Source organism: Cupriavidus sp. JZ107 (assembly GCF_053903255.1).
On record NZ_CP096481.1, the window covers coordinates 1,393,966 to 1,419,680 of the forward strand.

General features: G+C 68.4%; 14 protein-coding genes and 2 tRNA genes. 4 read left to right on the plus strand and 12 right to left on the minus strand.

What is annotated here, in order from left to right; translation table 11 throughout:
* Window positions 1–45: 45 nt before the first annotated feature.
* From M1D55_RS15815 to M1D55_RS15835, 5 genes are all read right to left on the minus strand, one after another.
* Window positions 46–1,035 carry an aldo/keto reductase gene (locus M1D55_RS15815; RefSeq protein WP_456282559.1) on the minus strand — a complete coding sequence of 330 codons (990 nt, stop codon included), beginning with the start codon at window positions 1,033–1,035 and terminating at the stop codon, window positions 46–48.
* The gene (locus tag M1D55_RS15820; RefSeq protein ID WP_082928259.1) at window positions 1,032–2,840 is read right to left on the minus strand and encodes an FAD-dependent oxidoreductase; all 1,809 of its coding nucleotides are present in this window, start codon (window positions 2,838–2,840) and stop codon (window positions 1,032–1,034) included. Before M1D55_RS15820 ends, M1D55_RS15815 begins: the two co-directional genes overlap by 4 nt.
* A 209-nt stretch (window positions 2,841–3,049) precedes the next feature.
* Window positions 3,050–7,909: an NAD-glutamate dehydrogenase gene (locus M1D55_RS15825; protein ID WP_456282560.1), complete on the minus strand. Its 4,860-nt coding sequence runs from the start codon at window positions 7,907–7,909 to the stop codon at window positions 3,050–3,052.
* A 253-nt stretch (window positions 7,910–8,162) separates the two neighbouring features.
* Window positions 8,163–9,155 (minus strand): Bug family tripartite tricarboxylate transporter substrate binding protein, encoded by a 993-nt coding sequence (locus M1D55_RS15830; RefSeq protein ID WP_456282561.1) that lies wholly within the window; start codon window positions 9,153–9,155, stop codon window positions 8,163–8,165.
* Window positions 9,156–9,391: 236 nt separating this feature from the next.
* Window positions 9,392–9,467: transfer RNA gene (locus M1D55_RS15835), tRNA-Lys, on the minus strand.
* A 156-nt stretch (window positions 9,468–9,623) separates the two neighbouring features.
* Between M1D55_RS15835 and M1D55_RS15840 the strand changes: the two genes are divergently transcribed.
* Both M1D55_RS15840 and M1D55_RS15845 read left to right on the plus strand, forming a co-directional pair.
* Entirely contained in the window at window positions 9,624–10,535 is a 912-nt protein-coding gene (locus M1D55_RS15840) for a LysR family transcriptional regulator (RefSeq protein WP_456282562.1), read from the plus strand.
* A 173-nt stretch (window positions 10,536–10,708) separates the two neighbouring features.
* Window positions 10,709–12,088 (plus strand): 8-oxoguanine deaminase, encoded by a 1,380-nt coding sequence (locus M1D55_RS15845; protein WP_456282563.1) that lies wholly within the window; start codon window positions 10,709–10,711, stop codon window positions 12,086–12,088.
* Between the two features lie 102 nt (window positions 12,089–12,190).
* Here M1D55_RS15845 and M1D55_RS15850 read toward each other — a convergent pair.
* A tRNA-Lys gene (locus tag M1D55_RS15850) sits at window positions 12,191–12,266 on the minus strand.
* A 213-nt stretch (window positions 12,267–12,479) separates the two neighbouring features.
* Between M1D55_RS15850 and M1D55_RS15855 the strand changes: the two genes are divergently transcribed.
* On the plus strand, window positions 12,480–12,743 hold the full coding sequence (locus tag M1D55_RS15855) for a DUF1488 family protein (protein WP_006579010.1): 264 nt from the start codon (window positions 12,480–12,482) through the stop codon (window positions 12,741–12,743).
* Between the two features lie 91 nt (window positions 12,744–12,834).
* Here the strand turns inward: M1D55_RS15855 and M1D55_RS15860 are convergent, their stop codons facing one another.
* From M1D55_RS15860 to M1D55_RS15885, 6 genes are all read right to left on the minus strand, one after another.
* Window positions 12,835–14,577: a SulP family inorganic anion transporter gene (locus M1D55_RS15860; protein WP_083492513.1), complete on the minus strand. Its 1,743-nt coding sequence runs from the start codon at window positions 14,575–14,577 to the stop codon at window positions 12,835–12,837.
* Between the two features lie 336 nt (window positions 14,578–14,913).
* On the minus strand, window positions 14,914–15,711 hold the full coding sequence (xth, locus tag M1D55_RS15865) for an exodeoxyribonuclease III (protein WP_043437385.1): 798 nt from the start codon (window positions 15,709–15,711) through the stop codon (window positions 14,914–14,916).
* A 104-nt stretch (window positions 15,712–15,815) separates the two neighbouring features.
* Window positions 15,816–17,903 carry a M3 family metallopeptidase gene (locus M1D55_RS15870; RefSeq protein WP_023263712.1) on the minus strand — a complete coding sequence of 696 codons (2,088 nt, stop codon included), beginning with the start codon at window positions 17,901–17,903 and terminating at the stop codon, window positions 15,816–15,818.
* 147 nt (window positions 17,904–18,050) lie between these two features.
* Entirely contained in the window at window positions 18,051–18,902 is an 852-nt protein-coding gene (gene folD, locus M1D55_RS15875) for a bifunctional methylenetetrahydrofolate dehydrogenase/methenyltetrahydrofolate cyclohydrolase FolD (protein ID WP_456282564.1), read from the minus strand.
* Between the two features lie 253 nt (window positions 18,903–19,155).
* The gene (locus M1D55_RS15880; protein WP_006578226.1) at window positions 19,156–19,788 is read right to left on the minus strand and encodes a response regulator transcription factor; all 633 of its coding nucleotides are present in this window, start codon (window positions 19,786–19,788) and stop codon (window positions 19,156–19,158) included.
* A gap of 123 nt (window positions 19,789–19,911) precedes the next feature.
* On the minus strand, window positions 19,912–22,545 hold the full coding sequence (locus tag M1D55_RS15885; RefSeq protein ID WP_456282565.1) for a PAS domain S-box protein: 2,634 nt from the start codon (window positions 22,543–22,545) through the stop codon (window positions 19,912–19,914).
* 394 nt (window positions 22,546–22,939) lie between these two features.
* Between M1D55_RS15885 and aceE the strand changes: the two genes are divergently transcribed.
* Window positions 22,940–25,627, plus strand: coding sequence for a pyruvate dehydrogenase (acetyl-transferring), homodimeric type (gene aceE / locus M1D55_RS15890; protein ID WP_006578225.1), 2,688 nt, complete (start codon window positions 22,940–22,942; stop codon window positions 25,625–25,627).
* Window positions 25,628–25,715: the final 88 nt, after the last annotated feature.

Here is a 25,715-nt window from a genome sequence, read left to right on the forward strand (position 1 = left end):
CGTGGAGTCGGCGCACCGGCGGCTAGCCGGCGCACCATCACCGCCTCATGCCGGCTCGCGCGCCGGCATATCGTTGCAGGGCCCGTTGCGGCAAGGCCGTGGCGAAGCCCCACCGAGGATGGTGGGCGCCAGCGCGCGCCCGCGTTCGCCGAGCGCGCGATACCGCTCGAGCAGCGCCAGGTTCTGGCGGATATGCTGCTCGGAAAACATCGAGGTGATCACGATGCCATGCTCGCCGGCCAGGCTCAGCGCGAAATGCATCGCCAGCTCCTGCTCGCTCAGCTCATTGAGCCCGAGCTTGTCGACGGCCTCGCGCACCGGCCGGCTGGCCGCGCCCGCCGCCAGGCTGTCTGGCCCGCCGCCGTAGGGCCGCGACAGGAAGCGCTGCCGCCCGGCGCCGATGCCGGTGTGCAGTCGGTCGAGCACGTTCAGGTTGGCCTCGAACAGCCAGGCCGGCGCCTGTTGCACGAGCGGCGCCGCCATGATCTCCGGCGCATCGATGGTCACGCCCCATTGGCCGATCTTGCCATCGCGCTGCGCGCCATCCAGAAAGCGCTGCAGTTCGTCGGTCAGCACCTCGGGCGAATGCGGTTCGTGGATCAGGTAGTAGTCGATGCGCTCGCTGCGCAATTGACGCAGCGATTGTTCGAGGCAGCTGCGCGCATAGCCGACCTCATAGTTTCGCTGCGACAGCGCGACGCGCGAGGCGGCATGCACCATTCGACGGCCCCCCGGCATGCGTTTGATCCAGCCCCGCGCGAGGCTCTTGGCTAAACTGAGCGCGCGCGTATTGCGCGGCGGCACCACGCCGAACTTGCTGGTGACGGTGACGTGCTGGCGCTTGCCCGCCAAAAACTCGCCGAGCAGTGCCTCCGCCTCGCCGAAGCCGTAGGAGCGGGCGACGTCGAAATGGCGAATGCCGTTGTCATACGCGATCGACAGCGCGCGCAGCGAGGCCTTCCTTCCCACCCGGCCCAGCATGGGAGCACAACCAAAGCCCAATCGGCCCGACAGTTCCTGGGAATGCTCACTCACCTTGGCGCTCCTGCGGTCGCTACGGCAACGGGCTCGTCGATCGGTTCGACGGACGGGGGCATCCGGTCCGCCACGGGGGTGGCGTCGGTCGCCATGTCGTTAGTCATGCGGTCGTCGTTTCGGTTCGCGACATCGTCTGCCAACTGTGCCGCGATGTCGTCGGCAATGCGCGCCGACAGCGCGACGATGGTCAGCGTCGGGTTGGCCTGCCCCGAAGAGGGGAAGACCGCGCTGCTGGCGACGTACAGATTGTCGGTGCCGAACACGCGGCAGCGCGGGTCGACCACGCCATCGCGCCAGTGCGCCGCCATGCGCGCGGTGCCGATCTGGTGGAAGCCGTCGGCGGCCTGCGCCAGCACCGCGTCGATGCGCTCGGCTTCCGGCATCCAGTATTCGAGCCGGCCCGCGCCGGTCTTGCGCAGATGCCGGTCCAGCAGCGCATGGCAGCGCACCACCGAATCGGCATCCGCCTGCTGATAGCGCAAGTCGATGCGCAGCCGCCGCATGCCGTGGCAGTCGGTACTGTCGGCCAGCGTCACACGGCTCTCGCGCGAGGGCAGCTGCTCGGCATGGTAATGCAGCGCATAGACATTGTTCGGGCTCGGCAGGAAGAACCCGGGCAGCCGCGGCCGCGCGAAGTAGCGCCGATAGACGAAAGGTGGCACGAAGGTCGCGATCTTGGCGAGGTCCTTGCAGACATTGCGGACATGGGCGCCGCGGTCCTTGCGCGCGCTGGCGTTGGCGACCAGCTTGGCGATCGCGGGCGGCGCCAGAAAGCGGCTGATCACCGGTGTGCACAGCGCCAGGTAGGCGAACGACAGGATGCCGTTGCCGTGCGCGGGATCTGCCGGCGGATGGTTGTCCAGCCACATCGCGGTATTGAGCAGGCGCTGCTCGCGCTGCACGCGCGCGGGCACGGTGAAGCGCCGGCGCGCATAGAAGCCCTGCGCGTCGCGCTCGAAATGATAGATGGTGCGCGCCGCCTCCGAGTCGAACCGCACGCTGGCGATCTTGCCGGAGATGTGGCCCATGTAATGCCGGCCCAGCAGGCCGCTGCGGTTGCCCAGGCGGTCCGCGCGGCGCGCATTGGCGTTCAGCAGCAGCCGCGTCGCTTCCAGTCCGCCGCATGCGAGCACGAAATGGTCGGCGACGATGCGCGTGCGCGCCGTGCCGCGGGCCACCACGATGCTGCCGACATGCTCGCGGTCGTCTGCGGGTTCGATATCGACGCAGGTTGCGCCCAGCAACAGCTGCACGGTGGGATCGCGTTCGAACCAGTCGCGATAGCGGCGCGCGAAATTCGGTTCGCCGCTCCAGCGCTCCAGATCGGAGGCGATCACGTCGCCCGGCTCGAAGCGTGCGGTGATGGGGCGGCCGGCCGATTCGGCGGCGAGGCGATCGAGCGTGAAGGCGGGCTGGCCGCAATTGGCGTACTCGCAGGCGCGCGCGTAGTAGGGCGCCAGCTCTTCGTAACGTATCGGCCAGGCGGTGTCGGGCGCGTAGTCGCGTGCTTCGAAGTCGATCGGATCGAACGGGATGCAGCGCCCGCCCCACAGCCACGAGGTACCGCCGAACGCGCGCCGCACCGCGTCCTGCATCGTCGCATGGCGGCACGCATCGGCGATCTCGGCGTCGCACATCGCCTGTGCTTCGTCCTGGAACGTCTCGCCGCCGCTTTCGACCAGCATCACCGCAATGCCGCGCCGGGCCAGTTCCATCGCGCAGGTGATGCCGGCCGGCCCTGAGCCGACCACGCAGACGGTCGTACGCAAGCTCGCTTGGTGCGAGGGGGGACGCAGTACCATGGGGGTTCTCCGGCAGCCTGGCGATCACGGGATGACGCGGGACGGCCTGCCGCACGCCCGGGTGGGGCGCGAAAGGCATGGGCCGGTTCGACACGCCCAATCTAGGGGTTCGGGTTCTCGGGCGTCCGTGCGTTGCCACACGCAGTGTTGCGCTGCGCAAGAGAGCGTGCCAGCACGCGAAGCGGTCTTCGCCGCGCTGGCCAATCGCCTCAGGCCGCGTGTTCGAGCATGCCGATCTCGCGCGTGGCGACCGACAGCATCGACAGCCCGGTGGCGCCGGCCGCGCGCTGGTCCGCCAGCATGCGGCCGAAGCGCTCCAGCGGCGCGTGCCGCGCCTCGCGCCAGCGCTCGATCAGGCCATCGGCGCTGTCTTCGCGCACGCTGGGGCCGGCCTGCTGCAGCACGCTGACGGTCAGCGCGCGCTTGAGCCGGTCCAGATCGTCCAGCGTGGTGGTGCGCGCCAGCAGATCCCAATGCGTGTCCGCCGGCAGCGCCTGCGCGCGTTCGCGCAGCCAGCCGAAGCTCAGATGCCGGTCCAGCGCGAAATAGACGTCGGCGACCTGCGCCAGGCTGCGCTCGCAGCCCGAGGCCACCTCGGCGATATCGAGCGCGGCGACGGCGATATCGCCGGCCGCGACCTGCAGTGCCAGCGCGTCGTCGATGCCGAGCGCGGTCAGCGACTCTCGCCGCTGCGTCAGCGCGGTGGCCTCGTGCTCGGCCAGCAGCGTCGGCAGCCGCGGCGTCAGCCAGGCCGCCGCGGCGGCGTAGTCGGGGCGCACGCCGGCCGGCGCGCCGTTGGTCGGGCGTCGGCGCAGCAGCCATAGCGTGGCGCCCTCCAGCAGCCTGGCCAGCCCGCCGAACATGCCGGCCTGCACCTCGTCGGCGACGCGGTTGTCGAGCGCGTCGATGGCGTGCCACAGCCCGGGCAGTCCGAACACGTCGCGCGCGGTCAGGCAGGCACGCACGATATCGGCGGGCCGCGCATCGGTCTCCTCCATCATCCGGTGCACGAAGGTCGGGCCGACGCGATTGACCAGCGTGTTGGTCAGATAGGTGGCAAGGATCTCGCGCCGCAGCGGGTGCCGCTGCATCGTGTCGGCGTAACGCGCGCGCAGCGGCTGCGGAAAGTAGTCGGCCAGCAGGCCGGCCACCGTCGCGTCCTCCGGCACGTCGGAGGCGAGCAGCGCGTCGTACAGCCACATCTTGCTGTATGCGAGCAGCACCGCGCGCTCGGGCGAGGTCAGTCCCAGCCCGGCGGCCTTGCGTTCGACGATCTCGTCGTCGGGCGGGAGGAATTCGAGCGCGCGGTTGAGCCGGCCGGCGCGTTCGAGCGCGCGCATCAGCCGCGCCTCGACATCGAGCAGCTCGGCCGCGCGCCGGTTGGCGATCGACAGCGCCTGGGTCTGGTAGTAGTTGTCCTGCAGCACCAGCGCGGCCACTTCGTCGGTCATCTCGGCCAGCAGCTTGTTGCGCTGCTTGTCCGTCATCTCGCCGTCGGCGACCACCAGCCCGAGCAGGATCTTGATGTTGACCTCGTGGTCGGAGCAATCGACGCCGGCCGAGTTGTCGATCGCGTCGGTATGGATGCGGCCGCCGGCGCGCGCGTATTCGATGCGGCCGAGCTGCGTGAAGCCGAGGTTGCCGCCTTCGCCGACCACCTTGCAGCGCAGCGCCGCGCCATTGACGCGCACCGCGTCGTTGGCGCGGTCGCCGACCTGCTGGTGGGTCTCGTCGGTGGCCTTGACGTAGGTACCGATGCCGCCGTTGTACAGCAGGTCGACCGGCGCGGTCAGGATCGCCTGGATCAGCTCGGCGGGCGTCAGCGCCGTGGCTTCGATGCCGAGCGCGGCGCGCACCTGCGGCGTCAGCGCAATGGTCTTGGCGCTGCGCGGATGGACGCCGCCGCCGGCCGAGATCCTGGCCACATCGTAGTCGGCCCAGCTCGAGCGCGGCAGCGCGAACAGCCGGCGCCGTTCTTCGAGGCTGGCGGCCGGATCCGGGTCCGGGTCCAGGAAGATATGGCGGTGATCGAACGCGGCCAGTAGCCGGATATGGGGCGACAGCAACATGCCGTTGCCGAATACGTCGCCGGACATGTCGCCGATGCCGACGACGGTGAAGTCGGTCGACTGGATGTCGGTGCCGAGCTCGCGGAAATGCCGCTTGACCGATTCCCAGGCGCCGCGCGCGGTGATCGCCATTTTCTTGTGGTCGTAGCCGACCGAACCGCCCGAGGCGAAGGCGTCGCCGAGCCAGAAGCCGTATTCGCCGGAGATCGCGTTCGCATAGTCGGAGAAGCTGGCGGTGCCCTTGTCGGCGGCGACCACCAGATAGGGATCGTCGTCATCGTGGCGCACCACCTGCGGCGGCGGCACCACGGCACCGCCGGCGAGGTTGTCGGTGACGTCGAGCAGCCCGCGCAGGAAGGTCTGATAGCAGGCCACCCCTTCGGCCATCCACGCATCGCGGTCAGTGGGCGAGGGCGGCCGCTTGACGACGAAGCCGCCCTTGGAGCCGACCGGCACGATCACGGTGTTCTTGACCATCTGCGCCTTCATCAGTCCCAGTACCTCGGTGCGGAAGTCCTCCCGGCGATCGGACCAGCGCAAGCCGCCGCGCGCGACGCGGCCGCCGCGCAGATGCACGCCCTCGACGCGCGGCGAGTAGACCCAGATCTCGAACATTGGCCGCGGCTCGGGCAGGCCGGCGATGCGGGCCGGATCGAGCTTGAACGACAGGCAGGGGCGCGGCGTGCCATCCGCGCTCTGGCGGAAGCAGTTGGTGCGCGTGGTGGCCTCGATCACGCCGAGGAACTGGCGCAGGATGCGGTCCTCGTCGAGATTGGGCACCTGGTCCAGCGCGGCGCCGATCGCCTCCAGCAGCTGCGCGCAGCGCGCCTCGCGCGCCGGGGCCGAGCCCGGGTCGATCGCCGGATCGAAGCGCGCGGCGAACAGCGCCACCAGCAGCGCCGCGATGCGCGGATTGCCGGTCAGCGCGCGCTCGATATAGGCGTCGCTGAAGGTCGAGCCGACCTGCCGCAGATACTTGGCGTAGGCGCGCAGGATCGTCACGTCCCGCGCCGGCATCTCGGCCAGCAGCACCAGCCGGTTCAGGTCGTCGTTCTCGATCGCGCCATCCCAGGCGCGGGCGAAGGCGTCCTCGAACAGGTCCTTGGCGCGCGCCATGTCGAGCTCGGCGCCGCCGACCAGTTCGAGCCCGAAGTCATGGACCCACAGCGGCGCGCCCTCGTCGGGCTCGATCCGGTAGGGACGTTCCTCGTGCACGCGCACGCCCAGATGCTCGAGCATCGGCAGGCTGTGCGACAGCGCGATCGGCTCGCCCGCACGGTAGACCTTGAAGCGGAATGCGCCCGGCGGCGCCTCGATCGGCCGGTACAGGTTCATCGACAGGCCGCTGCGCCGGCGCGCCTGCTCCATCAGCTCGATATCGCGGACGGCGGTGCGCGCGGGATAGTCCTCGCGATAGCCGGCCGGAAAGGAGTCGCCGTAACGGCGCAGCAGCCGGTTGCCCTGTTCCTCGCCGGCCTTGTCGAGCAGCGCCACCGAAAGGTCGTCCTGCCAGCGGCGCGTCGCCGCGACGATCCGTTCCTCCAGCGCGCGCGTATCGACCTCGGGCATGGTGCCTGGCTCGCCCCGCACGGTCAGGTGGATCCGGGCCAGCGGCGATTCGGACAGCTGGGGCGTGAACTCGCAGCTGGTGCCGCCGAACGCCTGCATTAGCAGCTTCTGGATGCGCTGGCGCAGGTCGGTGTTGTACTTGTCGCGCGGCACGAATACTAGGCAGGAGACGAAGCGGTCGAAACGGTCGCGCCGCACGAACAGCCGGATGCGCTGATGTTCCTGCAGCCGCAGGATGCCCAGCGCGATGTCGAACAGCTCGTCCTCGCTGGCCTGGAACAGTTCGTCGCGCGGGTACTGCTCGAGGATCGTGACCAGCGACTTGTACAGATGGCCGCGCTGCAGGAAGCCGGCGCGCGCCAGGATATGGGCGCACTTGCGGCGCACCAGCGGAATCTCGCTGGTCGACACCATATAGGTCGTCGAGGTGTAGAGCCCGAGAAAGCGCCGCTCGCCGAACAGCTTGCCGTCTGCGTCGACCAGCTTGATGCCGATGTAGTCGAGATAGCCTGGCCGGTGCACGGTCGAGCGCGAATTGGCCTTGGTCAAAAAGATCGGCGATTCGCCCTGGATGATTGCGGTCGCGGCAGGAGGCAGCGGCGTCAGCTCTTCGGCTGTGGGCGCGCGCCGGCTCTCGCGCAGGATGCCGGCGCCGGAGCCCGCCACGCCGCGCAGGAAGAAGCGTCCGTCCTGCTCGACCAGCTGGTAGTCGCGATGGCCGAGGAAGCAGAAGTGGTCGTCGACCATCCACTGCAGCAGCGCGCAGGCTTCGGCCGTGTCGCCCTCGTTGCCGCCGGGCAGCCGCTGCAGGTCGGCGATGCTGGCGCGCGCGATGTCCAGCATCTTGGGCCAGTCCTCGACCGCGGCGCGCACATCGCCGAGGATGCGCGTGATGCCGGCCCGCAGGCCTTCCAGCTGGGCCGGTTCGCTGCAGCGATCGACCTCGAAGTGGATGAACGATTCGAGCCGCGATTCGGGGTCGGGCGCCTTGTCGCCGCCCAGCGCGATGCGCGCGATGCCGCCGTCCGGTCCGCGCCACACGCGGAACACTGGATGGAAGGCCGAATGCAGCGTCAGCCCATGCCGGTTGATCTCCATCGTCACCGAGTCGACCAGGAACGGCATGTCGTCGTTGACCATCTCGATCACGGTGTGGTCCGAATGCCAGCCGTGCTGTTCGAGATTGGGGTTGTAGACGCGGATCTGGGCGCTGCCCGGCACGAAGCGCTGCGCGGTCTGCCAGTGCGCCATCGCGGCGCCGTACAGATCGGCGATATCGCGCTCGGCCAGGTCCTCGGCATCGGACACGTCGTAGTAGTGCCGCAGCAGCGGCTCGGCGATCGCGAAGGTCGTCTCGGGCAGGCGGGCCCGCGCGAACTCCACCAGATCGGCCAGTCGTTGTTCGACGCGTTCTTCGCTGTCCGCTTGCATGATCTCTCCTCGGGGGAAGCCGCCGCCCGTCGTTTCGGTGCGATGCGCCGCGCCCAGTCGCAGGGCGAAGCGAGTGCCGGCGCCTGCTCTTAATGTAGAGCAAAAACACGGCGGTGGCGGGGAAGCGGAGAGCGAGGGAAGGAAGGAGGGCGCGGGAAGACCGAATCGCGCGGGCGGACCGCCGCCGACGGGGGCGGTCCGCCGATACGTCCAGCTACGTCCGGGTATGCCCGGGTGCTGGACAGTCCCGGAATTACTCGAGCGTGATCTTCTGCTCCTGCGCAATCTTCTTGCGCAGTTCCAGTTCGCGCTTGATCTGCGCGGCGAACTGCTGCGGCGTGTTGCCGTCCGGGTAGGCGCCGCTCTCGGTCAGCCGGCGCTTGGCGGCCGGGTCCTGCAGGGCCTTGACCGCGGCTTCGTGCAGGCGCGCGACGATCGCGGGCGGCGTGCCGGCCGGCGCGACCAGCCCGTACCAGGCCATATTGTTGTTGTCCTTCATGCCTTCCTCGGCGAAGGTCGGCACATCGGGCAGGCCCTCGACGCGCTTGGGCGCCGCCACCGCCAGCGCGCGCAGCTTGCCGGCCTGGATATGCGGCATCGACGACGGCAGGTTGTCGAACTGGCCGCTGACCTGGCCGGCCAGCGTGTCGTTCAGCGCCGGGCCCGAGCCGCGGTACGGCACGTGAACCATGTCGGTCTTGGTGGTCAGCTTGAACAGCTCGCCGTCCAGATGGGAGATGCTGCCCTTGCCGGCCGACGCGTAGCTGTACTTGCCGGGCTCGGCGCGCAGCAGCGCGATGAACTCCTTCAGGTTCCTGGCCGGGACCTTCGGATTGACCGTCAGCACGTTCGGCACGTTGACCAGATTGGTGATCGGCGCGAAGTCCTTCAGCGGATCGTACGGGTTCTTCGGGTTGGTGGCGGGGTTGGTCGCCATCGTGCTGACCGTGGCGATGCCGATCGTATAGCCGTCGGGCGCGGACTTGGCCAGCGCGTCGGCGCCGATCGCGCCGCCGCCGCCACCACGGTTCTCCACCACCACGACCTGGCCCAGCGCGCGGCCCAGTGCATCGGACACGGCGCGGGCGACGATATCGGTCGTGCCGCCGGCGGCGAACGGAACGATCAGCCGCACCGGCTTGTTGGGATAGTTGCCCTGGGCATGCGCGGCGCCATGGGTCAGGCCGAATGCGGCCAGGCAGGCTGCCACGCTGGCGGTCAATGCGGATTTCAAGAATGCCTCCATCTGTTGCGTTGGCCGGCGCGCCGCGCAAAGGCAGGGCGCCGGTCGGGTTCGGGCATGGTTCCGTATTGCGGAACTTGGTTTCGTAATATGCCCGGACCGGCATTCAACCCGGAAAGGCGTGGCGGGGATATCCGTAACAACCCGTAACAGGGTGCGTACCCGGATGGCCGATGAAAGGAAGGAGGCAAACAAAAAGGCCGGGCTGCGATGCAGTCCGGCCTTTCGAGGAATTTCGCTGGTGGGGCGTGAGTGACTCGAACACTCGACCTACGGATTAAGAGTCCGCTGCTCTACCAACTGAGCTAACGCCCCAACGAAGTCCGCTATTCTAGCGTGGACCTTGCGGGTTTGCAAGCACCGAAGCGATGCCGGCGGCGCCTGGCAGGGCCGGCAACGCGTACGCGGCTACAATGCCCCGCTGTCCGCGCGGCCCGCCGCCGCGCCGCCGTTCTCCGGAGACCTGGTCCGATGCATGCCCGCGTGTTGCGCTATCTCGATGAAGTGGTCCGCCGCGGTTCCATCCGCAAGGCGGCCGAAGCGCTGCACGTCGCGCCGACCGCGATCAACCGGCAGATTCTCGATCTGGAGGCGGAGCTGGGCGCGCCGCTGTTCGAGCGGATCCAGCGCCGGCTGAGGCTGACGCCGCTGGGCGAGATGGTGCTGGCCCACGTGCGGCAGACGTTGCGCGAGCATGACGCGCTGCGCGAGCGGATCGCGGCGTACAACGCAGGACAGCAGGGCATCGTCACGGTGGCGACTACCGCCGGGCTGGCCGGCTCGCTGCTGCCTACGCTGATTCACGATTTCCGCCGCCGCCATCCCGGTATCGTGGTGCGCGTGCTCGACCTGCCGGTGGCCGAGATCGTTGCCGCGCTGGCCGAGGGCGACGCCGACCTGGGGCTGGGCTACGACCTGGCGCCGACCCCGGCGTTCGCGACGCTCGCCGCGGGCGAATGGCCGATCGGCGCGGTGGTCGCGCCCGGGCACCCGCTGGCCGAGCAGTCGTCGGCGCTGCTCGCCGAGTGCGTCGGCTATCCGCTGATCCTGCCGGTCGCGTCGATGTCGATCCGCGGCCTGCTCGACGACGCCTTCGTCCGTGCGGCGATTCCGGTGCCGCCGGCGGTCGAGGCCGGTTCCACCGTACTGATGCGCCGGCTCGTGATGCTGGGTAGCGGCATCGCGCTGCTCAATCCGCTCGACGCGATCGACGAACTGGAGGCCGGCACGCTGCTGTTCGTGCCGCTGCGCGATCCGGCCTTGCCGCTGCAACGGCTCACGCTGTTCGCGCGGGCACGGGGCACGCTCGATTCGGCGGCGGCGTTGATGGCCGAGCGGATCGGGGGCGCGCTGAAGGCGTTGTCGGGCGACGCCCGGCGCTAGCGAGGCCCTCGGTCGCCGATAGCCTCCCTTCGCATTAGCCTCCCTTCGCATTGGCGGGATCGCACCGGTGTGCACGCAATGTGCACACCGTAGGCGCAAATCGGCGCTATCGCGCCACGGCCGCTCGCCGTAGACTGGCGCCCGCTGTCCGACCCGCCAAGGAGACCCCCGCTATGACGCTGATCCTGACCCATGCCGACGTTCTGGTGACGATGGACGCGAACCGCCGCGAGATTGCCGACGGCGCGCTGGTCGCCGACGGGCCGGCAATCCAGTGGGTCGGCGCGACCGCCGATCTGCCGGCCGCCTGGCGCGCACGCATCGACGATGGCAGCGCACAGGTACTCGACATGCGCGGCCATGTGGTGCTGCCCGGCCTGGTCAACACCCACCACCACATGTACCAGAGCCTGACGCGCGCGGTGCCCGCCGCGCAGGATGCGGAACTGTTCGGCTGGCTCGGCGAGCTGTACATGCGGTGGGCCAACCTGACGCCGCCGATGATTGCCGCGTCGACCCGCACCGCGATGGCCGAGCTGATGCTGTCGGGCTGCACGACCACCAGCGACCATCTCTATCTGTATCCGAATGGTTCGCGGCTGGACGACGCGATCGAGGCGGCGGCACAGATGGGCATGCGCTTCCATGCGGCGCGCGGTTCGATGAGTGTGGGACGCAGCAAGGGCGGGCTGCCTCCGGATGCGGTGGTCGAGCAGGAGGAGGCGATCCTGCGCGACAGCCAGCGGCTGATCGAGCAGTACCACGATGCGTCGCGCCACGCGATGCTGCGCGTGGTGCTGGCGCCGTGCTCGCCGTTCTCGGTATCGCGCGAACTGATGCGCGAGTCGGCGGCGATGGCGCGTCACTATGGCGTGTCGCTGCATACCCATCTGGCCGAGAACGACAACGACGTCGCCTATTCGCTGGAGCGCTTCGGCATGACGCCGGCGCAGTACGCCGAGGACCTGGGCTGGGTCGGACACGATGTCTGGCACGCGCACTGCGTCAAGCTCGACGCGGACGGCATCGCGCTGTTCGCGCGCACCGGTACCGGCATCGCGCACTGTCCCTGCTCGAACATGCGGCTGGCTTCGGGCATCGCGCCGGTGCGCGCGATGCGCGACGCCGGCGTGCCGGTCGGACTCGGCGTCGACGGCAGCGCATCGAACGACGGCGCGCACATGCTGGGCGAGGCGCGCCAAGCCATGCTGCTGCAACGGGTGGGCTATGGGCCGGCGGCGATGGGCGCGCGCGAGGCGCTGGAGATCGCCACGCTGGGCGGCGCCAGGGTGCTGAACCGCGACGATATCGGCGCGCTGGCGCCGGGCATGTCGGCCGACTTCGTCGCCTTCGACATGTCGGCGGTCGGCTATGCCGGCGCCGGGCACGATCCGGTCGCCGCGCTGGTGTTCTGCACGCCGGGAACCGTATCGACCAGCGTGATCAACGGCAGGGTGGTGGTGCGCGACGGTGTGCTGCTGAGCGCCGATCTGCCGACGGTCCTGACCGAGCATCGGCGCATGGCGGGGGAATTGGCGGCGGCGCGGCGCTGAACGCCGGCGCTGGCCGCGGCGACGACATGGCTCCCGCGATTCGCGCCCCAAAACAAAAAGGCCGGCGCTGCGAAGCAGCCCGGCCTTTTCTACAATATTCGCTGGTGGGGCGTGAGTGACTCGAACACTCGACCTACGGATTAAGAGTCCGCTGCTCTACCAACTGAGCTAACGCCCCAACGAAGTCCGAGATTCTAGCATCATTTGAAAAGTTGTCAAATGCTGGCACGGAAACTCCCTTCGGTACCCGTGACGAAATTTGCGCGCGCCGACGGAACTCGGCATGGCGGCGGCAGTCTCGCAGATGACCGATTGCCGCAAAGGACTTTTCTGCGACGTCGGCGGGACCCATGTTAGGATGCCCACTCACTTGCAATGGAGGGCTGTACCGATGGAGATCAAATTCCAGGAGCAAGATCGTTATGACATCAATAACGAAGGCTTGCTGTTTCACGCCATTGTCGACGGCCAGAAGGTGACCTGCGTGGTCACGCGCGAGGCATTGTGGGAAGGCTTCAGCGCCGATCAGGTGCTGTCGCTCGAAGAAGCATTCCGCGCCGGTCGCGATACCATCGAACGCGCCGCAGTCGTGTTGATCGAACAGGGCGTGCCGCAGCCCATCGTGGTCAAGCGCGCGCACGTGGCGCCCGTCTGAGCAGGGGCGCCCGCACCGGGCCGCTACGGTCCGGGCAACAGGGCGCGCTGCGGCTGGACCCAGTCTGGCGCCGGTTTCATGCCGGCGTTTTTCATTTCCGCTTCACCGCTTCCACGGCTTCCATCGCATCCACCGCTTCCACCGCGCCCCCCGCGGGATCATGCGGACATTCCTCGAACACCCGCACCGTACACGTCGCGCAAATGCGAGGGTCCAGCGTCGGCACGATGCTGTGCAGGGCGTGCCGCTTGGTGGCAAAGATATGGTCCTCGCCGAGCTTGGCGATAAAGCCGGTCTGCGCCCAGGTCTGCAGCACCTGCGAGCGCGGGCGATGGAAATAGAGATCGCCGCCCAGCGCGCGGCGCTCGGCCAATTCCGCCTCCCACATTTCCGCGCCGGCCAGGTCGATGAAGTTCATGCTCTTGGTCATCGCCAGCAGCCGGGTCTGCGTCGGCATCTGCGCGCGCGCCTCGTGCAGCCGGTCGGTCACGTACTGCACCGCGCCGAAGAAGATCGCGCCTTCCATCCGGATCAGTTTCAGCTGCGGGCATTCGGGCTGCGGGCGGCGCAGTTCGTCCAGCGGCGTGAAGCGGCGGTCGGGATCGTCGGCGTCGGGCACCAGCGTGCGCACGGCGGGCCGCGAGGTGCGGTACAGATAGGCGACCAGCGACAGCACGGTGCCGAGCAGCACCGCCATTTCCAGCCGGATTACCAGCGTGGCGGCGAAGGTGCCGAGCGCGATCGCGAACTCGGTGCGCGAGAGCCGCGCGATGCGGCGCAGGCGGGCGAAATCGAACAGGCCCCAGGCCACCAGTAGCAGCATCGCGGCGATCGCCGCCAGCGGAATCTGCGCCAGCAGCGGCGCGCTGACCGCGACCAGCGCGACCAGCAGCAGGGCGGAGAACACGCTGGCCAGCGGCGTCTGCGCCCCGGCCTCGAAATTCGGCATCGAGCGGTTCAGCGAGCCGCAGGAGATATAGGCCGAGAAGAAGCCGCCGGCGATATTGGACAGCCCCTGGCCGATGAATTCGCGATTGGCGTCGATGTGCTGGCCCGAGCGCAGCGCGACGGCCTTGGCGATCGAGATCGATTGGCCGAGCGCGACGATGGTCAGCGCCGACGCGATGCCGAGCAGATCGGACAGCCGGTCCCACGGAATATCCGGAATGCGGAAGGGCGGCACCGCGGCGGGAATCGGACCGACCACGTCGACATGGTGGGCGCCGCCCCAGCCGCTGCGATTCAGCAGCCAGGCGCACAGGAAGCCGGCCAGCAGCCCCAGCAGCATGAACGGCAGCCGGCGGGAGACACGCTTGACCGCCAGCGTGACGGCCAGCGTCACTGCGCCGACCGCCGCCGCACTCCAGTTGATCGTGGCGGCCTGCTCGAACAGGTGACGCACGACGCCGAACGCGCTGGTACCGGTCGGCACCTGCAGTCCGAACAGATCCTTCAGCGCGTATAGCGCGATCAACGACGCCGCGCCGCAGGTAAAACCCAGCAGCACCGACGGCGAGATGAAGTTGGCGAGCGAACCGAGCCGTAGCGTGCCGACCGCGAACTGCAGCACGCCAACCAGGATCGTGACGACCAGCGCCAGATTGATGTACTCGGGGCTGCCGGCGAAGGCGATCGGGCTCAGCATCGCGAACAGCGCCAGCGAATTGGCGTTGGTGGGGCCCGACATCACGTGCCAGCTCGAGCCGAACAGCGCGGCGACGATGCAGGGCACCACCGCCGCGTAGATGCCGTATTGCGGCGGCAGCCCGGCCAGCGTGGCGAAGGCCACGCCCTGCGGCAGCACCAGCACCGCGCCGAGCAGGCCTGCCAGCATGTCGGCGCGCAGCGTCGCTGCGCTGACGCGATGGCGCCAGGCCGGCAGCAGCCGTTGCCAGCCGCGGGCGGGGCGGTTCGCCGCGGGCGCGGTCACCGGGTGGTCGCGGGAACGATGTCCCGCGGCAGGTCATGGGCGCCGGCGCCGATCGTCAGGCAGGCGGGAGCAAAGGCGAAGGAAGGGAACGGTTGCACGGCTTGCATGGCGGGCGGGAGGGGCTGCGCACCGGCTCGTGGGCCGGTGCGTCGCTGGTGTCTCTGCCCCGCATGATAAGCGATGCCGCCGCCATTCGAAAAACTTCGCCCGGGGCGGGCGATGTGCCGGAAGCGCTGAAGCTCAGCCCAGCCGCATCGTCGCGACGACCGGCGTATGGTCCGACGGCTGTTCCCATTTGCGCGGCGTGCGGTCGATCGTGCAGTCGGTGCAGCGCTCGCGCAGCGCCGGCGACAGCAGGATATGGTCGATGCGCAGGCCGGCATTGCGGCGGAATGCCAGCATCCGGTAGTCCCACCACGAGAAGCTCTTTTCCGGCTGCTCGAACAGCCGGAAGGCATCGGCGAAGCCCAGTTCGAGCAGCGTCTGGAAGGCGGCGCGCTCCGGCGGCGAGACCAGGTTCTGGCCTTCCCACTTGGCCGGGTCGTGCACGTCGCGATCCTCGGGCGCGATATTGAAGTCGCCCAGCAGCGCGAGCTTCGGATAGCGCTGCAGTTCCTCGCGCAGCCACGCGGTCAGCGCCTCGAGCCAGCGCAGCTTGTAGGCGAACTTGTCGCTGTCGGGCGCCTGCCCGTTGGGGAAGTACGCGCAGACCAGGCGCACGTCGCCATAGGTGCCGGCGACCACGCGCTGCTGCTCGTCCTCGAAGCCCGGGATATTGCGCACCACGTCGGCGGCGGGCGGCATCGTCGTGTTGCGCGCCAGGATCGCCACGCCGTTATAGGTCTTCTGGCCGACGAAGATGCTGTGGAATCCGGCACTCTCCAGTTCCGCCAGCGGGTACTTGTCCTCGGGCAGCTTCAGTTCCTGCAGGCACAGCGCGTCGATCGGCGTATCGGCGTTCTCCTGCGCGATCAGCCAGTCGAGCACCTGCGGCAGCCGGATCTTCAGCGAGTTGACATTCCACGAGGCGATCCGCAGCGTGGACGGTGCGGTGGCGGGCAGCGGCGGCGGCAGCGTGCTGCCGGGCGCGGGCGCCGCCGCGGCGCCGTCGATGCCGGCCAGCAGGTCGTCGGGCGCGCCGCTCATGCCGCCATCCCGCCGTGGCGCAGCAGCGCATCGATCTGCGGCGGCCGGCCGCGGAACGCCGTGAACGACTCCATCGCCGGACGGCTGCCGCCGACCGACAGGATCTCGCGGTGATAACGCGCGCCGGTCTCGCTGTCGAGCACGCTGCCGGTCAGCTGCGCGGCTTCCTCGAAGGCGGCGTAGACATCGGCGGACAGCACCTCGGCCCACTTGTAGCTGTAGTACCCTGCCGCATAGCCGCCGGCGAAGATATGGCTGAAGGTATTGGGCCAGCGCGACAGCGGGTACTGCGGCACCACGTGGATGCGGTCGTTGATCTCGCGCGACAGCTCGAGTACCGACTTGTCGCCGTCCGGATCGAAGTCCGTGTGCAGATGCATGTCGAACGCCGAGAACACGATCTGGCGCAGCGTCATCATGCCGTTCTGGAAATTCTTTGCCGCCAGCATGCGCTCGAACAGCGCGCGCGGCAGCGGCTCGCCGGTATCGACGTGGCGCGTCATGTCGGCCAGCACCTCGTATTCCCAGCAGAAGTTCTCCATGAACTGCGAGGGCAGCTCGACCGCATCCCATTCGACGCCGTTGATGCCGGACACGCCCAGCTCGCCGACCTGGGTCAGCATATGGTGCAGGCCGTGGCCGAACTCATGGAACAGCGTGATGACCTCGTCGTGCGTGAACAGCGCCGGCTTGTCGCCGACCGGCGCCGAGAAATTGCAGGTCAGGTAGGCGACCGGTGTCTGCACGGTGCCGTCGCCGCGCTCGCGGCGGCCGCGCGCGTCGTCCATCCAGGCGCCGCCGCGCTTGCCTTCGCGCGCGTACAGGTCCAGGTAGAACTGCGCGAGCAGTGCACCGTCTGGGCTGGTCACCCGATAGAAACGCACGTCCTTGTGCCAGGTCTGCGCCTCGTCCGGCGCGATGCGCACCGAGAACAGCTTCTGCACGACGCCGAACAGGCCTTCCAGCACCTTGGGCTCGGGGAAGTATTGCTTGACCTCGTGCTCCGAGAACGCATAGCGCTGCTGGCGCAGCTTCTCGGAGGCATAGGCGACGTCCCACGGCGCGAGCTCGGCCAGGCCCAGCTCCCTGGCGGCGAACTCGCGCAGCTCGGCCCAGTCGCGCTCGGCATAGGGCCGCGCCTTGGCGGCCAGTTCGTCGAGGAAGCGCAGCACCTCCGCCGGCGAATCGGCCATCTTGGGCACCAGCGACACCTCGCCGTACGAGCCGTAGCCCAGCATGCGGGCCTCTTCGCGGCGCAGCGCCAGCTGCTCGCGCATATTGGCGGTATTGTCCCAGTCGGCCTGTCCGGTGCCGTACTGCGGGCTCAGCTCGGAGGCGCGCGTGACGTTGGCCTCGTACAGCGTCTGGCGCAGCGCGCGGTCGTCGGCGTACTGCAGCACCGGGAAATACGACGGGAAATGCAGCGTGAACTTCCAGCCTTCCTTGCCGTCCTTGGCCGCCGCCTCGCGAGCGGCCTCCAGCGTGTCGGGCGGCAGGCCGGCCAGGCGCGCCGGATCCTCGATCACCAGCGAGTAGGCGTTGGTCGCGTCCAGCACGTGGTCGGAGAAGGCCTTGCCCAACTGGGCCTGCTGCTCCTGGATCTCGGCGAAACGCGGCTTCTGGTCCTCCGGCAGCTCGGCGCCGCCGAGGCGGAAGCCGCGCAGCTCGTTGTCGAGCAGCTGCCTGCGAGCCGGGCTCAGCGTCGCGTACTCGGGACTGGCGGCCAGCGCCTTGTACTTTTCGTAGAGCGCCAGATTCTGGCCCAGCGACGACCAGAACTCGGTCATGCGAGGCAGGTTCTCGGCGTGGGCCTGGCGCAGCGCCGGCGTGTCGGCGACCGAGCTCAGGTGGCCCACCACGCCCCAGGCCCGGCCCAGCGGCTCGGTGGCCTGCTCGAGCGTGTCGACGGTCTCGGCCCAGCTGGCGGGCCGGGCCGGGTCCTCGACCAGCGCGACGGCACGTTGCGCCGCATCCAGCAGCACGTCCAGCGCCGGGCCGATATGCTCGGGGCGGATCTCGGCGAAGCGGGGCAGGTCGCTGAAATCCAGCAACGGGTTGGCGGCGTTCTTGTCGGCTTGATCCATGGCTTTCTCGTTGGCGTGGCGTTGACGTTCGCGTTGACGTTCGGATATTCCGCAACTTGGGGCATATCCGCGATTTTCCAGCGGTTTCCCCGATGGCTTGCCGGCAGCGTCCCGGCGCGGTCTGCGCTGAGTGTACCGGCGCTCGCCTCAGCCTGCCGCGCGCTCGGCCGCCTCCAGCGTATTGACCAGCAGCATCGTGATCGTCATCGGGCCGACGCCGCCCGGCACCGGCGTGATATAGCTGGCCACTTCACGCACGCCGGCGAAGTCCACGTCGCCGCACAGCTTGCCGGCGTCGTCACGGTTCATGCCGACATCGATGACCACCGCGCCGGGTTTGACCATGTCGGCCGTGATGATGTTGCGGCGACCGACCGCGGCGACGATCACGTCCGCCTCGCGGGTGTGCGCCGCGAGATCGCGGGTCTTGCTGTTGCAGATCGTTACCGTGGCGCCGGCCTGCAGCAGCAGCATCGCCATCGGCTTGCCAACGATGTTGGAGGCGCCGACGACGACCGCGCGTGCGCCGCGCAGCGGGTACTGGATCGACTCGAGCATCTTCATGCAGCCATAGGGCGTGCAGGGGCGGAACAGCGGCGCCCCGGTCATCAGCGCGCCGGCGTTGGCGACGTGGAAGCCGTCGACATCCTTCTCCGGGGCGATCGCCTCCAGCACCTTGTGGCTGTCGATGTGCTTGGGCAGCGGCAGCTGCACCAGGATGCCGTGGATCTTCGGATCGCGATTCAGTTCGTCGATGCGGGCCAGCAGGTCGGTCTCGGACAGATCGGCCGGATAGCGGTCCAGCGACGAGAAGAAGCCGTTGTCCTCGCACGCCTTGACCTTGTTGCGGACATAGACCTGGCTGGCCGGGTCCTCGCCGACCAGGACCACGGCCAGCCCCGGCTGGTGACCGCGTTCGGTCAGGCGGGCGGCGCGCTGGGCGGCTTCGGAACGGATTTGCTTGGCAAGGGCGTTGCCGTCGATCAATTGGGCAGACATGGGCGGGGACGCAGAGCGGCTGGGAGGTGGAAATCAGGAGCGACGCCATCGGCTGGCGCATCGGGACGGGCCGGCCGGGTCGCAGGGGTGACATTATAAGGTGTCGCGCTGCGGCGGCATCCTCGCACGGCGCCACGGGGCGGTGCAAAACGAACTGGCCAGCGCCGGCGAGATGCCGGCCGCTGGCCAGTGGGGTGTCCGGGAAGAGGGGAACGCGGAAGGCGGCAGGCGTGAGCCGATCTGCCGCCGCGGATCAGCTGTTGCGCGACAGCGCCAGCCGCAGCAGGTCGGCCACGGTATTGACGTTCAGCTTTTCCATGATGTTGGCGCGATGCGCCTCGACGGTCTTGATCGAGATGCCCAGGTCGTCGGCGATCTGCTTGTTCAGCCGTCCGGCGACGATGCGCTCGAGCACCTGCTGTTCGCGCGTGGTCAGCTTGCCCAGCAGGTCCTGCGCGGCGCGCTGCTCGCGCGCGGCCGAGTGGTCGGCCCGGGCCTTCTGCAGCATCCGCTCGACCAGCGCGCGCAGCTCGGATTCGTCGAACGGTTTCTCGATGAAGTCGATCGCGCCTTTCTTCATCGTCGATACCGCCATCGGCACGTCGCCGTGGCCGGTGATGAAGACGATCGGCAGATGGATGTTCTCCGCGATCATGCGCTCCTGCAGTTCCGGGCCGCTCATGCCCGGCATCCGCACGTCCAGGATCAGGCAGGAGACCTGGTTGGCATCGTAGGCGGCCAGGAATTGCTCGGCGCTGGCGAAACTGCGAACCTGGTAGCCATTGCCCTCCAGCAGCCAGGTCAGCGAGTCGCGCATCGCTTCATCGTCGTCGACGATGAAGACGGTCTCGCCGCGGTGGGGAGTGGGGTTTGGCGCTACGGTCATGAAGTCTCCTGATGCTGCGTCTGTGCGATTCGGCTAGTGTAACTCCGGCCGCCTGCGCCGCACACCCGCCACGGCGGGGGCAGCGGGGCGGTTGCCTGGCGATCGGCCCTCAACGATCGGCCTTCACTGATCGGCAACCTCCGGCTCCAGCGGCAGCATGATTTTAAACGTACAGCCGATGCCGTCCGCATTGTTTTCGACCCACAGCCGGCCCTGGTGCGACTCGATGATCGAGCGGCAGATATTCAGGCCCATGCCCATGCCGTCGGACTTGGTGCTGAAGAACGGCTCGAACAGCCGCTCCTTGGTGGCCTCGTCCACGCCCGGGCCCTGGTCGATCACGTCGATGCAGACGGTCTGGCCCAGTTCGCCCTGGTCGATGCGGGCATGCAGCCGCACCACGCCGGCCGCGCGCATCGCGGGCAGGCCCGACATCGCCTCGACCGCGTTCTTCAGCAGATTGACCAGCACCTGCTCGATCAGCACCGGGTCGACATAGAGCGTGACCGGCGGGGCCGGCAGCCGGGTCAGGATCGTCACGCGGCGGCGCGTCGCCTCGATATCGGCCAGGCCCACCGCGTCGGCGACGATATCGTGCAGCGCGGTCTCGCGCCGCTGCGGCTGGCTGCGTTTGACGAAGCCCCGGATGCGGCTGATGATCGTGCCGGCGCGCACGGCCTGCGCCGAGGTCTTCTCCAGGATCGGCATCAGGTCCTCGGGCGTGCTGCGGCCCGAGCGCAGCCGCGCCACCGCGCCCATGCAGTAGTTGTTGATGGCGGCCAGCGGCTGGTTCAGCTCGTGCGCCAGCGACGAGGCCATCTCGCCCATCGTGGTCAGGCGGCTGGTGAACTGCAGGCGTTCCTCGTGCTGGCGCGCCATTTCCTCGGCCGCCTTGCGCACCGTGATGTCGGTGGCGATCTGCATCTGCGCCAGGTGGCCGTCGACCCACTGGATATAGCGGCGCCGCACCTCGAACCACTTCTGCATGTCCGGCACGAAGATCTCGCGCGCGTCCGATGCATAAGGCATCAGCTCCGAGGCGGGCAGCCCGGCATAGGCGTCGACGAAATCGGTGTGGTCGCTGGTGACCTGTTCCTGTTCGACCTCGCCGCCGGCCAGCTTCAGATGGCCCTCGGGCTCCCAGCCGAACAGCTGCCGGTAATAGCGGTTGGCGAACAGCAGTTCCGGCTTGTCGGTGGCGAGCACCGACACCGCGGCGTCGAGACTCTCCAGCACGGTGGTGAAGCGGTCGTGCGCGGCGGCCAGCTCCTCGCGCGCGCGCTTCGGCTCGGTGATATCCGTCATCGAGCTCATCCAGCCGGTATGGCGGCCGCGGCTGTCGATCAGCGGCGACACGTACATGCGGGCGAAGAAGCTGGTGCCATCGCGGCGCATCACGCGCATCTCGTAGCCGCCGGTCGGCGACTTGCCCTGCAGCGTCAGATCGATCTGGCGCTGCATCTCCTGCTGGTCGTTGGGCGGCCAGTAGGGGAAGGGCGGCACGCGGCCGACCAGATCGTGTTCCTGCCAGCCGGTCATGCGGCAGAAGGCCGGGTTCACATAGGTGATGCGTCCGTTCAGGTCCAGCGCGCGCAGGCCGATCAGCATCGAGTTTTCCATCGCGCGGCGGAACGAGGTCTCGGCCAGCAGCGCGCGCTGCGCCTCGGAGCGGCGGCTGGTATGCCGCCACATGCTCCACAGGCTCCACAGCAGGAAGCACGACAGCCCGACCACCAGCCACAGCAGCATGTTGTTGGGCAGATTCGATGCGGGCGGATAGGCATCGGCGCGCAGCGACAGCGAGTGGCCCGGCGGGTCGAGCAGCACCTCGTAGGACAGCGCGGTGGCGGGCACCGGACGCAGCGAGGTGCTGGCGCGCAGCTGGTTGTTCTTGTCGATCAGCGAGAAGCGGTAGCGCTCGGTCAGCTCTGGCGGCAGCAGATGGGTCAGGATGCCGTTGATCGAATAGAGCGCGCCCAGCGTGCCGAGGAACTCGTTGTCGCGCACGATCGGCACCTGCATCAGCATGAAGCTGTCGCCGCGTTCGTTGACCAGCGGGCGCGAATAGACCACGCGCTGGGTCTCGCGCGCGGTATCGAAGGTGTCGAGCACCTCCGGTTCGAGCGGCTGCTCGGGCGTCTCGCGCAGCCGCGCGGCGAACTCCGACGTGGACGGCAGCGACCAGCGGGCGCGGCGCGTCGCGTCCAGCCAGTTGATGAAGACGATTTCCGGGTTCTCGCGCAGCACCTCCTGCGCGGCGGTGCGATAGGCGCGCTGGTCCAGCTGCGCGGCGGCGATGTCGCGCGCCAGCGAGGCGAGCTGATCCTGGTTGCTCAGCAGCGACAGCCGTACGCGCTGTTGCGCCCACGCGGCGTCGCGATACAGCGCGTCGCGCTGCTGCTGGCGCTCGGTCTCGTGCAACGACCACAGGATCACGCCCATCGCGCCCGAGAACAGCACGATCGCGACCAGCGGGATGAACATGAACCAGCTGGTCGCGACCAGGTTGCGCCAGCGCAGCCACCACAGGCCGCGCGGCGGACCGGTGAAGGGACGGCCGTCGGCGGCCTCGTCGGCGGAGCCGAGCCCTTCGAGCGCGTCCAGTGGCGTCAGCGCGCTCAACTGGTCGATCGCGCCGTGGCCGCCACCACTGATTCCGGCACCGCCGGCATCGCGGGTGGCATCGGCGGCGGGGGGAATCATCGGCAGGCGGAGGGCCGGCAGCAGCCGGGCGGCGAGGCGGTGGATGGACAGCATGATGGGATTGACGACTGACCGGGCAGTGTAGCTCGAATGTTGCAGTGCGTCGCTTGGGGAAAGCGCCTATGCGGCACGCGCCGCCGGCCGTTTGCCCGCAGGCCGCATCGTGGCGCGGCTGGCGGTCCCGTGGTGCGTTGCCGCAATATTTCGCATCATGAGAAACGATACCGTAATTTGAAAATTTCCCTTGTGCTGGGAAATCGCCTTCCATAGAATCGGTGCCGACCGAACGATGCGGGAGGAAGGCGGTCGGACCTTGTCCGAGTGCCGGCGACACAGGCCAGCTCATCCGCCCATCCGCGCCTCGCTCCGCACCCCCGTCAGACAGCGCCAGGCCAGCCACCCACAAAAGCGGCCGTTGCTGGCGCACGCATTCCACAGGAGACGATCCATGTCAGCCGTACCAGAGCAGATCCTCGGCGCAGCCGGCGCCAATGACGCCGACCCGCAGGAAACCCAAGAATGGCTCGAGGCCCTGCAGGGCGTGATCGGCGCGGAAGGTAGCGAGCGCGCGGCCTTCCTGATCGACAAGCAGATCGAATATGCGCGCGTGAACGGCGTCACCCAGCCGTTCCACGCCGAGACCCCGTACATCAACACGATTCCGGTCGAGCAACAGGCACGCATTCCTGGCGATCAGGACATCGAGCACCGCATCCGTTCGTACTCGCGCTGGAACGCGATGGCGATGGTGCTGCGGGCCAACAAGCACACCAACGTCGGCGGCCACATTTCGTCCTACGCGTCGGCGGCCACGCTGTACGACGTCGGCTACAACCACTTCTGGCATGCCCCGTCGGACAAGCACGGCGGCGACCTGGTCTTCGTGCAGGGCCACTCGGCGCCGGGCGTCTATTCGCGCGCCTTCCTGCTGGGCCGGCTGACCACCGAGCAGCTCGACAACTTCCGCCAGGAAGTCGATGGCAAGGGCATCTCGTCGTACCCGCACCCGTGGCTGATGCCGGACTTCTGGCAGTTCCCCACGGTGTCGATGGGCCTGGGCCCGATCATGGCGATCTACCAGGCCCGCTTCATGAAGTACCTGCAGAGCCGCGGCCTGGTCAACACGGAAGGCCGCAAGGTCTGGGCCTTCCTCGGCGACGGCGAGACCGACGAGCCGGAATCGCTGGGCGCGATCGGCATGGCCGGCCGCGAGCAGCTGGACAACCTGGTCTTCGTCATCAACTGCAACCTGCAGCGCCTGGACGGTCCGGTGCGCGGCAACGGCAAGATCATCCAGGAACTGGAGTCGGAATTCCGCGGCGCCGGCTGGAACGTGATCAAGGTGGTCTGGGGCAGCCGCTGGGATTCGCTGCTGGCGCGCGACACCAAGGGCCTGCTGATGAAGCGCATGATGGAATGCGTCGACGGCGAGTACCAGACCTTCAAGGCCAAGGACGGCGCCTATGTGCGCGAGCATTTCTTCAATACGCCCGAGCTCAAGGCGATGGTGGCCGATTGGTCCGATGACGACATCTGGCGCCTGAACCGCGGCGGCCACGATCCGCACAAGATCTACGCCGCCTACAAGGCCGCCACCGAGCACAAGGGCCAGCCGACGCTGATCCTGGCCAAGACCATCAAGGGCTACGGCATGGGCGATGCCGGCCAGGCGATGAACATCACCCACCAGCAGAAGAAGATGCCGGTCGAGGCGATCCGCCGCTTCCGCGACCAGTTCAATCTGCCGGTGCCGGACGACAAGCTGGAAGAGGTCCCGTACCTGACCTTCGAGGAAGGCTCGAAGGAACTCGAATACATGCGCGCCCGCCGCATGGAGCTCGGCGGCTATCTGCCGACGCGCCGCCAGAAGGCCGATCCGCTGCCGGTGCCCGACCTGTCGGCGTTCTCGGCGCTGCTCAAGGCCACCGGCGAGGGCCGCGAGGTCTCGACCACGATGGCCTTCGTGCGGATCCTGAACACGCTGCTCAAGGACAAGCAGATCGGCAAGCATGTGGTGCCCATCGTCCCGGACGAGTCGCGCACCTTCGGCATGGAAGGCCTGTTCCGCCAGATCGGCATCTGGAACCAGCAGGGCCAGAAGTACGTGCCGGAAGACCATGACCAGCTGATGTTCTACAAGGAATCGCAGACTGGCCAGGTGCTGCAGGAAGGCATCAACGAAGCCGGCGCGATGTGCGACTGGATCGCGGCCGCCACGTCGTACTCGACGCACGGCGTGCAGATGATCCCGTTCTACATCTACTACTCGATGTTCGGCATCCAGCGGATCGGCGATCTGTGCTGGGCCGCCGCCGACATGCGTTCGCGCGGCTTCCTGCTGGGCGGCACCTCGGGCCGAACCACGCTGAACGGTGAAGGCCTGCAGCACGAGGACGGCCACTCGCACGTGTTCCACGCGGTGATCCCGAACTGCATCTCGTACGACCCGACCTTCCAGTACGAGCTGGCGGTGATCATGCAGGACGGCCTGCGCCGCATGTACGCGGAGCAGGAGGACGTCTACTACTACCTGACGGTGATGAACGAGAACTACGAGCATCCGGAAATGCCGGCTGGCGTAGAGAAGGACATCGTCAAGGGCATGTACGCGTTCCGCAAGGGCGCCGAGAACAGCAACGCGCCGCGCGTGCAGCTGCTGGGCTCCGGCACGATCTTCCGCGAGGTGATCGCCGCCGCCGAGCTGCTGAAGAAGGACTGGGGCGTCGAGTCGGATCTGTGGAGCTGCCCGAGCTTCACCGAGCTGGCGCGCGAAGGCCAGGCCGCCGAGCGCTGGAACCTGCTGCATCCGACCGAGACGCCGCGCGAATCGCACGTGACCCAGTGCCTGAAGTCGGTGCGCGGTCCGGTGATCGCGTCGACCGACTACGTGCGCGCGTTCGCCGAGCAGATCCGCCCGTTCGTGCCGCGCCGCTACGTGGTGCTGGGCACCGACGGCTTCGGCCGCTCGGATACCCGCGAGAAGCTGCGCCACTTCTTCGAAGTGGACCGCCACTGGGTCACGCTGGCCGCCCTGAAGGCGCTCGCCGACGAGGGTGCCATCCCGCGCGACAAGGTCGCCGAGGCCATCAAGAAGTACAACCTCGACCCGAACAAGCCGAACCCGATGACGGTCTGATCCGGCTGTCACTCCCGCGAACCCCCGGGCATGGCCATGCCGTGCCCGGGTCGCCCGGGCCTTGCCTGGGCGTTGCCCAGTAAATGGC

Coding starts and splice junctions, on each gene's coding strand:
- M1D55_RS15820 (WP_082928259.1), bottom strand. CDS start 2,840: ATGGTACTGCGTCCCCCCTCGCACCAAGCGAGCTTGCGTACGACCGTC.
- M1D55_RS15825 (WP_456282560.1), bottom strand. CDS start 7,909: ATGCAAGCGGACAGCGAAGAACGCGTCGAACAACGACTGGCCGATCTG.
- M1D55_RS15830 (WP_456282561.1), bottom strand. CDS start 9,155: ATGGAGGCATTCTTGAAATCCGCATTGACCGCCAGCGTGGCAGCCTGC.
- M1D55_RS15840 (WP_456282562.1), top strand. CDS start 9,624: ATGCATGCCCGCGTGTTGCGCTATCTCGATGAAGTGGTCCGCCGCGGT.
- M1D55_RS15845 (WP_456282563.1), top strand. CDS start 10,709: ATGACGCTGATCCTGACCCATGCCGACGTTCTGGTGACGATGGACGCG.
- M1D55_RS15855 (WP_006579010.1), top strand. CDS start 12,480: ATGGAGATCAAATTCCAGGAGCAAGATCGTTATGACATCAATAACGAA.
- M1D55_RS15860 (WP_083492513.1), bottom strand. CDS start 14,577: ATGCTGGCAGGCCTGCTCGGCGCGGTGCTGGTGCTGCCGCAGGGCGTG.
- M1D55_RS15870 (WP_023263712.1), bottom strand. CDS start 17,903: ATGGATCAAGCCGACAAGAACGCCGCCAACCCGTTGCTGGATTTCAGC.
- folD (WP_456282564.1), bottom strand. CDS start 18,902: ATGTCTGCCCAATTGATCGACGGCAACGCCCTTGCCAAGCAAATCCGT.
- M1D55_RS15880 (WP_006578226.1), bottom strand. CDS start 19,788: ATGACCGTAGCGCCAAACCCCACTCCCCACCGCGGCGAGACCGTCTTC.
- M1D55_RS15885 (WP_456282565.1), bottom strand. CDS start 22,545: ATGCTGTCCATCCACCGCCTCGCCGCCCGGCTGCTGCCGGCCCTCCGC.
- aceE (WP_006578225.1), top strand. CDS start 22,940: ATGTCAGCCGTACCAGAGCAGATCCTCGGCGCAGCCGGCGCCAATGAC.